Genomic DNA, 14,113 nt, shown 5'->3' on the forward strand with positions numbered 1-14,113 from the left:
GTTTGGCGCTAAAAATTAGAGTAAAATTGATCACAAGGAAATCGACCAGTTTTATATAAACTGGATATCCTTGACTGCTAATCTTTAGCGAATTTTTAAGCATATCTCAGCCTATTATCGATTGATTTTAATTATTTTTTTATCGCTTGATATGGCTAATTATATCACAAGTTCAAAAATCGCAATGTCAGAGTGTCAGTAAATGTAATCCTTGGTATTACAAATTGTGACTACAGTCTCACGTAAAATTCATACCCATATGATTTAATTGAATATTAATTTCATGGCGATTTAATTTTACTCATTAGAAATATATGGTTATCTACAACGGATATATTATTGACAGATAGCCACGCCTCGACTACCAAAATAGTTTATAGCTCTTTTAACCCGCTACGCATAAAAACCTCACCCGCACGCTTAACCCTCCCAATATTTCACTGCGCGACAATTGCGGATGCGTGCGGTGCAAGCGGGCAATATCATTGACCAGGGCCAACCCAATCCCCGCCCCGGGGACGTTGCCCACATTATCCAGGCGATGAAACGGTAACAGCGCCTGATGCACCCGATCGTCATCAATACCAGGCCCGCTGTCCTCAACCACCAGCACCACACCTTCTCCCTCGCGTAGCAGTCGGGCGGTCACTATCCCCTGTGATGGCGTGTATTTCAGCGCATTGTCCAGCAGATTCCCGCACAGTTCGCCGAGCAGAACATCATCTCCTTCAATCCACACCGCCTCTTGTTCCCCTTCATAGCCGAGATCGATGGCTTTGCTGCGCGCCTGCGCCAGGCGGGTAAAACAGCTGGTTTGCACCACCTCAAACAGATTGACCGGTGAAAAGTGCCTTTCTCCCTGCTCTTTGCGCTTCACGGCAGAAAGCTGTAACAATCTCTCCGTCAGTTGAATAGTGCTATCCAGCGTGGTGCTCATAGCCTGTAAACTCTCATACCACTGCTGCGGCTGCGGACTGGCCAGTGCCACCGCAGCCTGGGTTTTTAGCACCGCCAGCGGAGTTTTTAACTGATGCGATGCATCTGCGCTGAAGCGCTCCTGGCGTGAAATCATCGCACGTAGCCGGTCAATGTAGCGGTTGAAGGCCACAATCAGCAGACGAGTTTCCGACCACGGCAGCAGCTCCGGCAGCGGCGTCAGCAGACCCGGCTCGCGGCGCACCATCAGTGATGACAGCTGGCGCATCGGGCGTAATACCCGTCGCAGCAGCCAGCCGACCAGCACCAGCGTCAGCAGTACCAGCAGTCCCTGGGATACCCAGGATGAGAACAGCAGCTGTCGGGCCAGATAGCGTCGTGATTGCAGCGTTTCAGCGACATAAATCTCCGCCATACCGACAATCCCGCCTTCGTTCACCGGCTGGAGCAGGCGGGCCACACGAATAGCCTCCCCGCGATACTCGGTATGATAAAACCACGCCAGCGCCGGGTATAACCGAGTGCGCGAGGTAGAAGGCGGCATCGCCGGCAAATCGTCATAGCCAGAAATGACCTTCCCCGCCGGGTCCACCACCTTGTAGTACAACCGATCGTTCATGTTCAGCTCAAAGCTGTCCAGCACCACCCACGGTACGTTGACTTCCAGGCGTTTATTGCGCACCACCAGCCGCTCGGAAACCGTTCTTGCCGATGAAAGCAGCGTCCGGTCATACGCCTGGGTCGCCGCCTGTAGGGCACTGACGTAGCTGTTAAACGCCGACAGCCCCCACAGCAGTAGCAGCGGTAAGCCAAGGAACATCAGCAGCTGCAGATACAGCGACTGCGGCTTAACCCACTTCATCGCTGCGCTCCAGCACATAGCCCAGGCCGCGCAGGGTCGCGATACGCACGTCGCTGCCGTGCAGTTTTTTACGCAGACGGTGGATGTAGAGTTCAATACTTTCGGGGCTGACCTCATCGCTCAGGCTGAAGACCTGTTCAAACAACTGCTGGCGCGAGACCGGACGCAACCGTCTGTACATCAGCACCGTCAGCAGCGCCTGTTCGCGCGGCGTCAGCGCCAGCGGTTGTCCCTGCAGCAGAAAATAACCCTCATCATGAAACGCCAGCTCACCGAGTTGCTGTATACCCTGCACTTGTCCCGCGCTACGCCGCAGCAGCGCCCGCAGCCGGGCATCCAGCTCTTCAAGCTCAAACGGTTTTGCCAGGTAATCATCCGCACCGGCGTTAAGCCCCTTTACCCGATCCGCCACCGCACTACGTGCTGTCAGCAGTAAAACGGGAAGTGTTTGCCCGCGCTTACGCAGCCGCTGAATCACCTCAAGACCGTCCAGCCCAGGCATATTGATGTCCAGCACCGCCAGCGCGTAGGTTTCTCTGTGCAAAAGGTGATCGGCCGCCAGACCGTCAAACACGCAGTCAACGGCAAACCCGTTTTGCACCAGCGCTTTCTCCAGCCAGTGAGCGAGCTCACGGTTATCTTCCGCTAATAAGAGACGCATATCACATCCTGTAAAGTTTCTGCCGCATTGAAAGGGAATTGAAAGGTTAATGTTTTAACAATCACGCAACCGAACTGCTACACATCGGCTCACATAATCACAAAAATAATCTTGCGTACCCGAAATCCGGTCATCCGGCGTGAGGATAAATAATGAAAAAACAATTACTTCGTACCCTTACTGCAAGCATGTTACTGATGAGTACCTCTGTTCTGGCGGAACAAGCGCCTTCGCGCACCGAATGTATCGCCCCGGCAAAACCCGGCGGCGGTTTTGACCTCACCTGTAAGCTAATTCAGGTGAGCATGATGGAAACCGGCGCCATCGAAAAACCGATGCGCGTGACCTATATGCCTGGCGGCGTCGGGGCGGTCGCGTATAACGCCATCGTCGCCCAACGCCCTGCCGAAGCGGGCACCGTGGTGGCCTTCTCCGGCGGGTCACTGTTGAACCTGTCGCAGGGTAAATTTGGCCGCTACGGCGTCGACGATGTGCGCTGGCTGGCGAGCGTCGGCACCGACTACGGCATGATTGCCGTGCGCAACGATGCCCCATGGAAAACGCTGAAAGATCTGCTGACAGCCATGGAGAAAGATCCCAACAGCGTGGTGATTGGCGCAGGCGCCTCTATCGGTAGCCAGGACTGGATGAAGTCGGCGCTACTGGCGCAAAAAGCTAACGTCGATCCGCACAAAATGCGTTACGTAGCGTTCGAAGGCGGCGGCGAGCCGGTCACAGCGCTGATGGGCAATCACGTGCAGGTGGTCTCTGGCGATCTCAGCGAGATGGTGCCCTACCTTAGCGGCGACAAAATCCGCGTCCTGGCGGTGTTCTCCGACCAGCGTTTACCGGGTCAGTTAGCCAGTGTACCTACCGCCAAAGAGCAAGGATATGACCTCGTATGGCCAATAATCCGCGGCTTCTACGTCGGACCAAAAGTCAGCGACGCCGAGTATCAGTGGTGGGTGGACGCCTTTGCCAAACTCCAGCAAACCGATGAATTTAAAAAGCAGCGCGATCTGCGCGGTCTGTTTGAATTCAACATGAGCGGGAAGCAACTCGACGCCTATGTGAAAAAGCAGGTCACCGATTATCGTGAGCAGGCAAAAGCCTTCGGTCTGGCTAAGTAAGCGCGGGAGCCACAATGATGAGCGATCGTATTTTTGCGGGTATCTGGCTGTTGCTCTGTATAGCCGGGCTGTTCGTGGCCTGGCAAATTACCAGCGAATACAGCTATGAGCCGGTCGGGCCACGTCCCTTCCCGCTGGGCATTATCGGCCTGATGCTGCTGTGCGCCGCAGCGTTGTTACTGCGCCACCCGGACACCATCAGCTGGCCTCGTCGTCACGTGCTGCAAAAACTGCTGACGATGGTGATTATTCTGTTTATGTACGCCTGGGGGTTCGAATGGCTGGGCTTTCCCATTGCCACTGCCATTCTCACCGTGGTAATTGGCCTGCTGTTCGGGGCCACCATCCCGGCGGCAGGTATTTCCGGCTCGGTTCTTGGCATTTTGCTGTGGTATGCCTTCGATCGGCTGCTTGACGTCACCTTACCTCTCGGCGCCTGGCTGAGTTAACGGAGAAACGATGGATACCTGGATATATCTTTCTCAGGGTTTTGCGGTGGCAATGACGCCGGAAAACCTGGTTATCGCGCTGATCGGCTGCTTTGTTGGCACCATTGTCGGGCTGCTGCCGGGGCTTGGGCCGATCAACGGCGTGGCGATCCTGCTGCCGCTGGCCTTTGCGTTACACCTGCCCGCAGAATCTGCGCTGATCTTATTAGCAACCGTCTACATCGGCTGTGAATACGGTGGGCGAATCTCGTCGATTCTGCTGAATGTGCCCGGCGACGCTGCCGCTATTATGACCGCCCTCGACGGCTACCCGATGGCACAACAAGGACGCGGCGGCGTCGCGCTTTCTATTTCTGCGGTCAGCTCTTTCTTTGGTTCTCTCATCGCCATCGGCGGCATCATTCTATTTGCCCCGGCGCTGGCCCAATGGTCGCTGGCCTTCGGCCCGGCAGAATACTTTGCCTTAATGGTCTTCGCCATTGCCTGCCTCGGCAGCATGATGGCACAAAATCCGCTGAAATCATTTCTGGCAGCGCTGATCGGTCTTGGTCTTGCGACCGTCGGCGTAGACGCCAACACCGGGGTATATCGCTTCACCTTTGACAGTGTCCATCTCTCCGACGGCGTGCAGTTTATCGTGGTGGTGATTGGGCTGTTCTCTGTCTCAGAAATACTATTAATGCTGGAACATACCAGCAGCGGCCAGGCGTTAGTGCGTAAAACAGGCCGCATGATGTTCAATGCCAAGGAAGGCGCGCAATGCGTGGGCGCGACGCTGCGCTCGTCGGTAATAGGCTTTTTTGTCGGCGTGTTGCCCGGCGCCGGGGCTACCATCGCCAGCGCCATCACCTACATGACCGAGAAAAAGCTCAGCGGTAACAGCGACAGCTTCGGTAAAGGGGATATTCGCGGCGTTGCCGCACCGGAGGCGGCAAACAACGCCTCGGCCTGCGGCTCGTTTATTCCTATGCTGACGCTCGGCGTACCGGGCTCCGGCACCACGGCGGTAATGATGGGCGCGCTGACGCTGTACAACATCACGCCGGGGCCGGCGATGTTCACCGAGCAACCGGACATCGTCTGGGGATTGATTGCGGCACTGTTGATTGCCAACGTGATGCTGCTGGTGATGAACATCCCGCTGATCGGCCTGTTTACCCGCATGTTGACCATCCCGCTGTGGTTTTTGGTGCCGGCCATCGCGGCGGTCTCCGCAGTTGGTGTGTACGCGGTACACAGTACGACGTTCGATCTGGTGCTAATGGTCGGGCTCGGCGTCTTCGGCTACATTTTGCGTAAAATGCACTTCCCGATGTCGCCGTTGATTTTAGGCTTTGTACTGGGCGAAATGCTGGAGCAGAACCTGCGCCGTGCGCTGTCGATCAGCAACGGCAGTATGGATATCCTGTGGGCCAGCGGCGTGGCAAAAGTCCTGCTGGCGATGGCGGTGATGGTTATCGTGATCCCGCCGGTGCTGCGCCTGATCCGCAAGCGCAACCGCAAACCGCAGGTGGATATCGGCTAATAATAGGCCGGATGGGACGCTGACGCGTCTAATTCGGCCTACAACAGCTACCTCCCGTAGGCCGGATAAGCACAGCGCTGCCATCCGGCATTTTTATTTTCAGCGTAACTCTTGCGTGCCTTCCAACATATGCTCGACAAACTGCGTCAGTTTCGGCAAGGGGCGTAAATCCTGACGCCAAAGCAGATGAATCGGTCTCGGCTCTGGCGTAAAATCCTCCAGCACCCGAACCAGTTTGCCGCTGGCAAGCTCGTCTGCCAGCAACACTTCCGGCTGTAACAGCAGCCCCGCGCCCGCCACCGCCGCCATGCGCAGACCGTGTCCATCGTTACAGCGCAGGATCGCATCGCGTTTCCATCTGACTTCACCTTCCATACCCGGCAACGTCCATTCGTTACGCGCCGTCCACACCGTGTGGGACAAGCACAGATGATCCACCAGATCCGCAGGCGTCCGGGGCGTACCGTAACGCGCCAGATAGTCCGCTGACGCGCAGATCGCCATACGGTACGGGCACAGGTATTTCGCCACCACATCCGTCTGGTGAATATCACCGATACGGATCGCCAGATCGACCCCCTCGTTCACCAGATCAACCATCCGGTTGGTCAGATCCAGCTCAATGCGTACCTCCGGCCAGCGTTGTAAAAACGCCGCGGCCAGCGGCGAAACGACACAGGCGCCAAAAGAGGTGGGCGCGCTGATACGCAACGTCCCCGCCGGTGCCAGCCGCAGTCGTTCCACCGAGCGTTCGGCTATCGACACCTGTTCCAGCACCCGCCGGGCTTCCTCAACATAGACTCGCCCGGCGTCGGTCAGACTTTGACGACGGGTGTTGCGCTCCAGCAGCCGCGTCCCGAGCTGCGCTTCCAGCTGCGCGATATATTTCCCCACCATCACCGCCGACATTTCCAACCGCGTTGCCGCCCCGGTAAAGCTGCCGCTTTCCACCACAGCGACAAACGTTTCCATACCGCGTAGCTTATCCATATTACAAACCTTTGGTTAGCAATCATCTAACTTTTAGCCAGTTTATCTGATTTCATTTTCATTAAAGAATAGTGCCTCACACAATTGCGGAGGTGGTTATGAAAATCGTCATTATTGGTGCCAGCGGTACCGTCGGTCGCGCAGTCGCAGAAGAACTGGGCCGCAAACATGAGATTGTTCGCGTGGGCCGCACGCAGGGTGATTACCAGGTCGATATCACCTCACAACACAGCGTGCAGGCGCTGTTTGAAAAAATCGGTCGGGTAGATGCCATCGTTTCCGCCACCGGTAGCCTGTTCTTTGGCCCCCTGTCGACCATGACCGACAGCGAGTTTAATCAGGGTTTGCAGGATAAGCTGCTAGGCCAGGTACGGTTGGCATTAACCGGTCAACATTACCTCAACGAGGGCGGGTCGATTACGCTGATTAGCGGCATTATCGCCCATGAGCCGATTGCACAAGGGGCAAGTGCTGCCACGGTCAACGCCGGACTGGAAGGGTTTGTACGCGCCGCAGCCTGTGAATTAGGGCGCGGCATACGCATTAACCTGATAAGCCCCACCGTGCTGAGTGAATCCGCCGCAGCGTATGACGGTTTCTTCCCAGGCTTTGAAAGCGTCCCCGCCGCCACGGTCGCTAACGCCTATCGCCGCAGCGTCGAAGGCATTCAAACCGGTCGTATTTACAAAGTCGGTTACTGATATTTTGGCTGTCGCGGCACTCCGCCAGCGGCAGCCTGATTAACCCTCTGTTTTAAAAGATCCTTCTCCGTATTTCCTCCCGTTCTGCGTAATTACCCTCACCTTTTATAATGTTAAATATTTGCTGTTTTTGATCACAAATAATAAACAAACAAGTTCATTCTGTGCGCGTTTTCCAAAAATGTAGATATTTTTAATTTATGGCTACGAAACGAGCAGCGCCATGTCTCCCTGACAATCTACTGAGAGGATCGATTCTGATGAACGCACTGACTGCCGTACAACCGACCGCTGAAGATCCAGCCCAGCACTACCGTGGCTTCACGCTGAAACCGTCAGCCCAGTCTCCACGCCTGCTGGAGCTGACGTTTTCTGCCCAAACCGCTGAGCAATTTCTGCAGGCCGTGGCGCAGTGGCCGGTGCAGGCGCTGGAATATAAATCCTTCCTGCGCTTCAAAGTGGCAAACATCCTCGACGACTTGTGCGGCAATCAGCTGCAACCGTTGCTGCTAAAAACGCTGCTGGATCGCGCCGAAGGTGCATTGCTGATCAACGCGGAAGGCGTCGATGACGTGGCGCAGGCGGAGGAGATGGTCAAACTGGCAACGGCGGTGGCGCATCTGATCGGCCGCTCCAACTTTGATGCGATGAGCGGTCAGTACTACGCGCGTTTCGTGGTGAAAAACGTCGATAACTCCGACAGTTACCTGCGCCAGCCGCACCGCGTGATGGAGCTGCATAACGACGGCACCTACCTCGAAGAGATCACCGACTACGTGCTGATGATGAAAATCGATGAGCAGAACATGACCGGTGGTAACTCGCTGCTGCTGCACCTCGACGACTGGGAACATCTGGAGAACTACTTCACCCATCCGCTGGCCCGCCGCCCAATGCGCTTTGCCGCGCCGCCAAGCAAAAACGTCAGCCAGGACGTGTTCCATCCGGTGTTTGACGTAGACCAGCAGGGGCGTCCGGTAATGCGCTACATCGATCAGTTCGTCCAGCCAAAAGATTATGAAGAGGGTGTCTGGTTGAGCGATTTGTCCGATGCGCTGGAAACCAGCAAGAGCATTATTTCCGTTCCGGTTTCGGTCGGTAAATTCCTGCTGATCAACAACCTGTTCTGGCTGCACGGTCGCGATCGCTTTACGTCGCATCCGGACCTGCGCCGCGAACTGATGCGCCAGCGTGGTTACTTTGCCTACGCGACAAACCACTACCAGACGCATCAGTAAGCGCGAAGGAATTAAGCGGATGTATGATTTTGTGATTATTGGCGGCGGCATTATCGGCATGTCGACCGCCATGCAGCTGATTGATGTCTACCCGGACGCCAGAATTGTGCTGCTGGAAAAAGAGTCCGGTCCGGCCTGCCATCAGACAGGCCACAACAGCGGAGTGATCCATGCGGGGGTCTATTACACCCCCGGCAGCCTGAAGGCGAAGTTTTGTCTGGCCGGCAATCTCGCCACCAAAGCCTTTTGCGATCAAAACGGCATCCGCTATGACGTCTGCGGAAAGATGCTGGTCGCCACCTCAACGCTTGAAATGGAGCGTATGCGCGCCCTGTGGGATCGCACCGCCGCCAACGGTCTTGAGCGCGAATGGCTCAATGCCGAAGAACTGCACGAACGCGAGCCTAACATCACCGGGCTGGGCGGGATTTTTGTGCCATCAAGCGGGATTGTCAGCTACCGCGACGTCACCGCCGCGATGGCGAGAATTTTCCAGGCCAAAGGCGGCGAGATTGTTTACAACGCCGAAGTCAGCGGCCTGAAAGAACACGCCGCAGGCGTTATCGTACACACCCGCCAGGGCCAGGAGTATGAGGGCGCGACGCTGATTAGCTGCTCCGGGTTGATGGCTGACCGACTGGTGAAAATGCTCGGCGTTGAGCCGGGCTTTATCATCTGTCCGTTTCGCGGGGAATATTTCCGTCTGGCGCCGGAACATAACCACATCGTCAACCACCTGATCTACCCGATCCCCGATCCGGCGATGCCGTTTCTCGGCGTGCATCTCACCCGCATGATCGACGGCAGCGTCACGGTCGGCCCTAACGCGGTGCTGGCGTTTAAGCGTGAAGGCTATCGTAAACGTGATATTTCGTTGAGTGACACGCTGGAAATCCTCGGCTCTTCCGGCATCCGTCGGGTGCTGCAAAACAATTTACGTTCCGGCTTAAGCGAGATGAAAAACTCGCTGTGCAAAAGCGGCTACCTGCGCCGGGTACAAAAATACTGCCCGAGCCTGACGCTAAAAGACCTACAACCCTGGCCTGCAGGCGTGCGGGCACAAGCGGTATCGCCGGATGGCAAACTGATTGACGATTTCCTGTTTGTCACCACGCCGCGTTCGATTCACACCTGCAACGCACCTTCTCCGGCGGCGACGTCGGCTCTCCCCATCGGGGCGCATATCGTCAGCAAAGTTCATGCGCTACTGGAAAACCAGAGTAATCCCGGACGCACGCTACGTGCGGCACGTAGCGTGGAGACATTACACGCCGCCTTTACCCGTTAACCCTTTTACGACAGGACGCTATTATGCAACTTAACGATCCCACTTTATTTCGCCAGCAGGCGCTGATTGACGGCCACTGGCGCGACGCCAACGGCGGCGAAACTATCGCGGTGACCAATCCCGCCAACGGTCAGCAATTGGGTAGCGTACCGAAAATGGGCGCGGATGAAACCCGCGAAGCCATTGAGGCGGCTAACCGTGCGCTGCCTGCCTGGCGTGCGCTAACCGCCAAAGAACGGGCGACTATTCTGCGCCGCTGGTTCAACCTGATGATTGAGCACCAGGACGATCTCGCCCGTCTTATGACCCTCGAACAAGGTAAGCCGCTGGCGGAAGCCAAAGGCGAAATCACCTATGCCGCCTCCTTTATTGAATGGTTTGCCGAAGAGGGTAAACGCATTTATGGCGACACCATTCCCGGCCATCAGGCCGATAAACGCCTGATCGTCATTAAGCAGCCCATCGGCGTCACCGCCGCGATTACGCCATGGAACTTCCCGTCGGCAATGATCACCCGCAAAGCCGGTCCGGCGCTGGCCGCAGGCTGCACCATGGTGCTTAAACCCGCCAGCCAGACTCCATTCTCCGCGCTGGCGCTGGCAGAGCTGGCTAACCGCGCCGGGATCCCGGCGGGCGTCTTCAGTGTGGTCACCGGTTCGGCGGGCGCGGTCGGCAATGAGCTCACCAGCAACCCGCTGGTGCGCAAGCTGTCGTTTACCGGCTCCACTGAAATTGGTCGTCAGCTCATGCAGCAGTGTGCCAAAGACATCAAAAAAGTGTCGCTGGAGCTGGGCGGCAACGCGCCGTTTATCGTTTTTGACGATGCCGATCTCGACAAAGCGGTCGAAGGCGCGCTGGCCTCGAAGTTCCGCAATGCCGGGCAGACCTGCGTCTGCGCCAACCGTCTGTATGTCCAGGATGGCGTGTATGAGCGCTTTGCCGAAAAACTTCAGCAAGCCGTAAGCAAGCTGCACCTCGGCGACGGCCTGCAACCTGACGTCACCACCGGACCGCTGATCGATGAAAAGGCAGTCGCCAAAGTAGAGGAACACATTGCCGACGCACTGGATAAAGGCGCCCGGATTATCAGCGGCGGTAAGGCTCACGCGCTGGGCGGTAATTTCTTCCAGCCAACCATCCTGGTCGACGTGCCCAACCATGCCAAAGTTGCCAAAGAAGAGACGTTCGGCCCGCTGGCACCGCTGTTCCGCTTTAAAGACGAAGCTGACGTCATCGCGCAGGCCAACGATACCGAGTTCGGCCTGGCCGCCTATTTCTACGCCCGTGATTTGAGCCGCGTTTTCCGCGTCGGTGAAGCGCTGGAGTACGGCATTGTCGGCATTAATACCGGCATTATCTCCAACGAAGTCGCTCCCTTTGGTGGCATCAAAGCCTCCGGTCTTGGCCGTGAAGGATCGAAATACGGTATCGAAGACTATTTAGAAATCAAATACATGTGTATCGGACTTTAATAAAACAATACTGGAGAACACCTGATGAGCACCAATAAAGAACTCATGCAACGTCGTAGCAACGCAGTTCCACGTGGCGTAGGACAGATCCACCCGATTTTTGCCGAACGCGCAGAAAACTGCCGGGTCTGGGACGTTGAAGGCCGTGAATTCCTTGATTTTGCTGGCGGCATCGCAGTGCTGAACACCGGCCACCTGCACCCACAGATTGTCTCGGCGGTAGAAGCGCAGTTGAAAAAGCTGTCGCATACCTGCTTCCAGGTACTGGCCTACGAACCGTACCTCGAACTGTGTGAAATCATGAACCAAAAGGTGCCGGGCGATTTCGCCAAGAAAACCCTGCTGGTGACAACCGGCTCCGAAGCGGTAGAGAACGCGGTAAAAATCGCCCGCGCCGCCACCAAACGCAGCGGTACCATTGCCTTTAGCGGCGCTTACCATGGTCGTACCCACTACACCCTGTCGCTGACCGGAAAGGTAAACCCTTACTCTGCCGGTATGGGGCTGATGCCGGGCCACGTTTATCGCGCCCTGTATCCTTGTGCGCTGCATGACATCAGCGAAGACGATGCCATCGCCAGTATCCACCGCATCTTCAAAAACGATGCCGCACCGGAAGACATTGCCGCCATTGTCATTGAACCTATCCAGGGCGAAGGCGGTTTCTATGCCGCCTCCCCTGCCTTTATGCGGCGCCTGCGCGCCATTTGTGACGAGCATGGGATCATGCTGATTGCCGATGAAGTTCAGAGTGGCGCGGGCCGTACCGGCACGCTGTTCGCGATGGAACAAATGGGCGTCGCGCCGGATATCACCACGTTCGCCAAATCCATCGCCGGCGGCTTCCCGCTGGCGGGCGTAACCGGACGCGCCGAGGTAATGGACGCGATCCCACCGGGCGGTCTGGGCGGCACCTATGCCGGGAACCCGATTGCCTGTGCCGCCGCACTGGCGGTGCTGAACATCTTCGAGCAGGAAAATCTGCTGCAAAAAGCCAATGACCTCGGCAACACCCTGCGCAACGGCCTGCTGGCGATTGCCGAAACCCACCGTGAGATTGGTGACGTGCGTGGCCTGGGGGCGATGATTGCGATTGAACTGTTCGAAGACGGCGATCGCCATAAGCCTAATGCGAAATTGACCGCCGAAATTGTCGCCCGCGCCCGTGATAAAGGGCTGATCCTGCTCTCCTGCGGACCGTACTACAACGTGCTGCGCATTCTCGTTCCACTGACCATTGAAGACGGGCAAATCCGCCAGGGGCTGGACATTATCGCCGAGTGTTTTGCCGAGGCGAAACAAGGCTAAACCCCGTATCTGAGCGGGGATTGTAGGCCGGATAAAGCGCACGCGCCGCCTCCGGCAATATTGTGATGCCCGGTGGCGCTCCGCTTACCGGGCCTACGGGTAAGGTGCAGGAAGCGACGTCAATAACAATAACGAGGTTAAAAGATGGGGCAAGTGTCACAATCACATGATTTAGGGGGCGGGCTGAAATCACGCCACGTCACCATGTTGTCTATTGCCGGGGTTATCGGCGCCAGCCTGTTTGTCGGTTCAAGCGTAGCGATTGCTGAAGCCGGTCCTGCGGTGCTACTGGCCTATCTGTTCGCCGGGTTACTGGTGGTGATGATTATGCGCATGCTGGCCGAAATGGCCGTCGCCACGCCGGATACCGGATCGTTTTCCACCTATGCCGATAAGGCCATCGGCCCGTGGGCTGGGTATACCATTGGCTGGCTGTACTGGTGGTTCTGGGTGCTGGTTATTCCGCTGGAAGCCAACATTGCCGCCATCATTCTGCACTCCTGGATCCCGGGCGTGCCCATCTGGTTATTTTCCCTGGTTATCACGCTGGCGTTAACCGGCAGTAATTTGCTGAGCGTCAAAAATTACGGCGAGTTTGAGTTCTGGCTGGCGCTGTGCAAAGTGATTGCCATCCTGGCGTTTATCGCCCTCGGTGCGGCGGCGATTAGCGGGTTTTATCCGTACGCCGAGGTTAGCGGAGTATCGAGGCTATGGGATCAGGGCGGCTTTATGCCCAACGGTTTTGGCGCAGTGCTGAGCGCGATGCTGATCACCATGTTCTCTTTTATGGGCGCAGAAATTGTCACCATTGCAGCCGCCGAGTCCGACACGCCGGATAAACACATCGTGCGCGCCACAAATTCGGTCATCTGGCGTATCTCCATTTTCTATCTGTGTTCCATTTTTGTGGTGGTCGCGCTAATCCCCTGGAACATGCCGGGGCTGAAAGAGGTGGGCTCTTACCGCTCGGTGCTGGAGTTACTGCACATCCCGCACGCTAAGCTGATCATGGACTGTGTCATTTTGCTGTCAGTCACCAGCTGTCTGAACTCCGCGCTGTATACCTCCTCCCGTATGCTGTTTTCCCTGAGCCGTCGCGGCGATGCCCCGGCCTTTATGGGTAAACTCAACCGCAGTAAAACGCCTTATGTGGCCGTGCTACTCTCTACCGGGGCGGCGTTTCTCACCGTGATTGTGAATTATTACGCACCGGCAAAAGTGTTTAAATTTCTCATCGACAGCTCCGGTGCCATCGCACTGCTGGTCTATCTGGTGATTGCTGTTTCCCAGCTGCGGATGCGCAAAATCCTGCTGGTGGAAGGTGCAGATATCAAGATGAAAATGTGGCTCTATCCGTGGCTGACGTGGCTGGTGATCGCCTTTATTGGCTTTGTGCTGGTGGCGATGCTGTTTCGTCCGGCGCAACAGCTGGAAGTCATCTCAACCGGGCTGCTCGCCATCGCGATTATTAGCACCGTGCCGATTATGGCGCGCTGGAAAAAACTGCTATCGTGGCAAAAAGCACCTTTGCACAGTACGCGCTAACCCCTTTC

General features: G+C 56.4%; 12 protein-coding genes. 9 read left to right on the forward strand and 3 right to left on the reverse strand.

The window, feature by feature from the left end; genetic code table 11:
* Nucleotides 1-385: 385 nt before the first annotated feature.
* Nucleotides 386-1,798: a sensor histidine kinase gene (locus IMQ48_RS17640; RefSeq protein ID WP_196210049.1), complete on the reverse strand. Its 1,413-nt coding sequence runs from the start codon at nucleotides 1,796-1,798 to the stop codon at nucleotides 386-388.
* Nucleotides 1,785-2,459 carry a transcriptional regulator TctD gene (tctD, locus tag IMQ48_RS17645; protein ID WP_196210050.1) on the reverse strand — a complete coding sequence of 225 codons (675 nt, stop codon included), beginning with the start codon at nucleotides 2,457-2,459 and terminating at the stop codon, nucleotides 1,785-1,787. Before tctD ends, IMQ48_RS17640 begins: the two co-directional genes overlap by 14 nt.
* A gap of 152 nt (nucleotides 2,460-2,611) precedes the next feature.
* Between tctD and IMQ48_RS17650 the strand changes: the two genes are divergently transcribed.
* Genes IMQ48_RS17650 through IMQ48_RS17660 form a run of 3 tightly spaced genes read left to right on the forward strand, consistent with a single transcriptional unit; the run spans nucleotide 2,612 to nucleotide 5,563 of the window.
* On the forward strand, nucleotides 2,612-3,589 hold the full coding sequence (locus IMQ48_RS17650) for a tripartite tricarboxylate transporter substrate binding protein (protein ID WP_196210051.1): 978 nt from the start codon (nucleotides 2,612-2,614) through the stop codon (nucleotides 3,587-3,589).
* Between the two features lie 14 nt (nucleotides 3,590-3,603).
* On the forward strand, nucleotides 3,604-4,038 hold the full coding sequence (locus tag IMQ48_RS17655; RefSeq protein ID WP_196210052.1) for a tripartite tricarboxylate transporter TctB family protein: 435 nt from the start codon (nucleotides 3,604-3,606) through the stop codon (nucleotides 4,036-4,038).
* 10 nt (nucleotides 4,039-4,048) lie between these two features.
* Nucleotides 4,049-5,563, forward strand: coding sequence for a tripartite tricarboxylate transporter permease (locus IMQ48_RS17660; protein WP_096756024.1), 1,515 nt, complete (start codon nucleotides 4,049-4,051; stop codon nucleotides 5,561-5,563).
* Between the two features lie 99 nt (nucleotides 5,564-5,662).
* Here IMQ48_RS17660 and IMQ48_RS17665 read toward each other — a convergent pair whose 3' ends face one another.
* Nucleotides 5,663-6,553 carry a LysR family transcriptional regulator gene (locus tag IMQ48_RS17665; RefSeq protein WP_196210053.1) on the reverse strand — a complete coding sequence of 297 codons (891 nt, stop codon included), beginning with the start codon at nucleotides 6,551-6,553 and terminating at the stop codon, nucleotides 5,663-5,665.
* 98 nt (nucleotides 6,554-6,651) lie between these two features.
* Here IMQ48_RS17665 and IMQ48_RS17670 point away from each other — a divergent pair, with 98 nt between their 5' ends.
* From IMQ48_RS17670 to gabP, 6 genes are all read left to right on the forward strand, one after another.
* The gene (locus IMQ48_RS17670; RefSeq protein ID WP_181695343.1) at nucleotides 6,652-7,254 is read left to right on the forward strand and encodes a short chain dehydrogenase; all 603 of its coding nucleotides are present in this window, start codon (nucleotides 6,652-6,654) and stop codon (nucleotides 7,252-7,254) included.
* A 260-nt stretch (nucleotides 7,255-7,514) separates the two neighbouring features.
* Nucleotides 7,515-8,492, forward strand: a complete 978-nt coding sequence (gene glaH, locus IMQ48_RS17675; protein WP_196210054.1) for a glutarate dioxygenase GlaH — start codon at nucleotides 7,515-7,517, stop codon at nucleotides 8,490-8,492.
* Nucleotides 8,493-8,511: 19 nt separating this feature from the next.
* Complete coding sequence (gene lhgO / locus IMQ48_RS17680; RefSeq protein WP_196210055.1) at nucleotides 8,512-9,780, forward strand: L-2-hydroxyglutarate oxidase; 1,269 nt, start codon at nucleotides 8,512-8,514, stop codon at nucleotides 9,778-9,780.
* 23 nt (nucleotides 9,781-9,803) lie between these two features.
* Nucleotides 9,804-11,252 (forward strand): NADP-dependent succinate-semialdehyde dehydrogenase, encoded by a 1,449-nt coding sequence (gene gabD / locus IMQ48_RS17685; RefSeq protein ID WP_096756019.1) that lies wholly within the window; start codon nucleotides 9,804-9,806, stop codon nucleotides 11,250-11,252.
* Between the two features lie 24 nt (nucleotides 11,253-11,276).
* Nucleotides 11,277-12,560: a 4-aminobutyrate--2-oxoglutarate transaminase gene (gabT, locus tag IMQ48_RS17690; protein ID WP_196210056.1), complete on the forward strand. Its 1,284-nt coding sequence runs from the start codon at nucleotides 11,277-11,279 to the stop codon at nucleotides 12,558-12,560.
* Between the two features lie 144 nt (nucleotides 12,561-12,704).
* On the forward strand, nucleotides 12,705-14,105 hold the full coding sequence (gene gabP / locus IMQ48_RS17695) for a GABA permease (protein WP_196210057.1): 1,401 nt from the start codon (nucleotides 12,705-12,707) through the stop codon (nucleotides 14,103-14,105).
* The last annotated feature ends 8 nt before the right edge of the window (nucleotides 14,106-14,113 follow it).

It is taken from the genome of Citrobacter sp. Res13-Sevr-PEB04-36, from assembly GCF_015672735.1.
In the GTDB taxonomy this organism is placed as follows: Bacteria; Pseudomonadota; Gammaproteobacteria; order Enterobacterales; family Enterobacteriaceae; genus Citrobacter.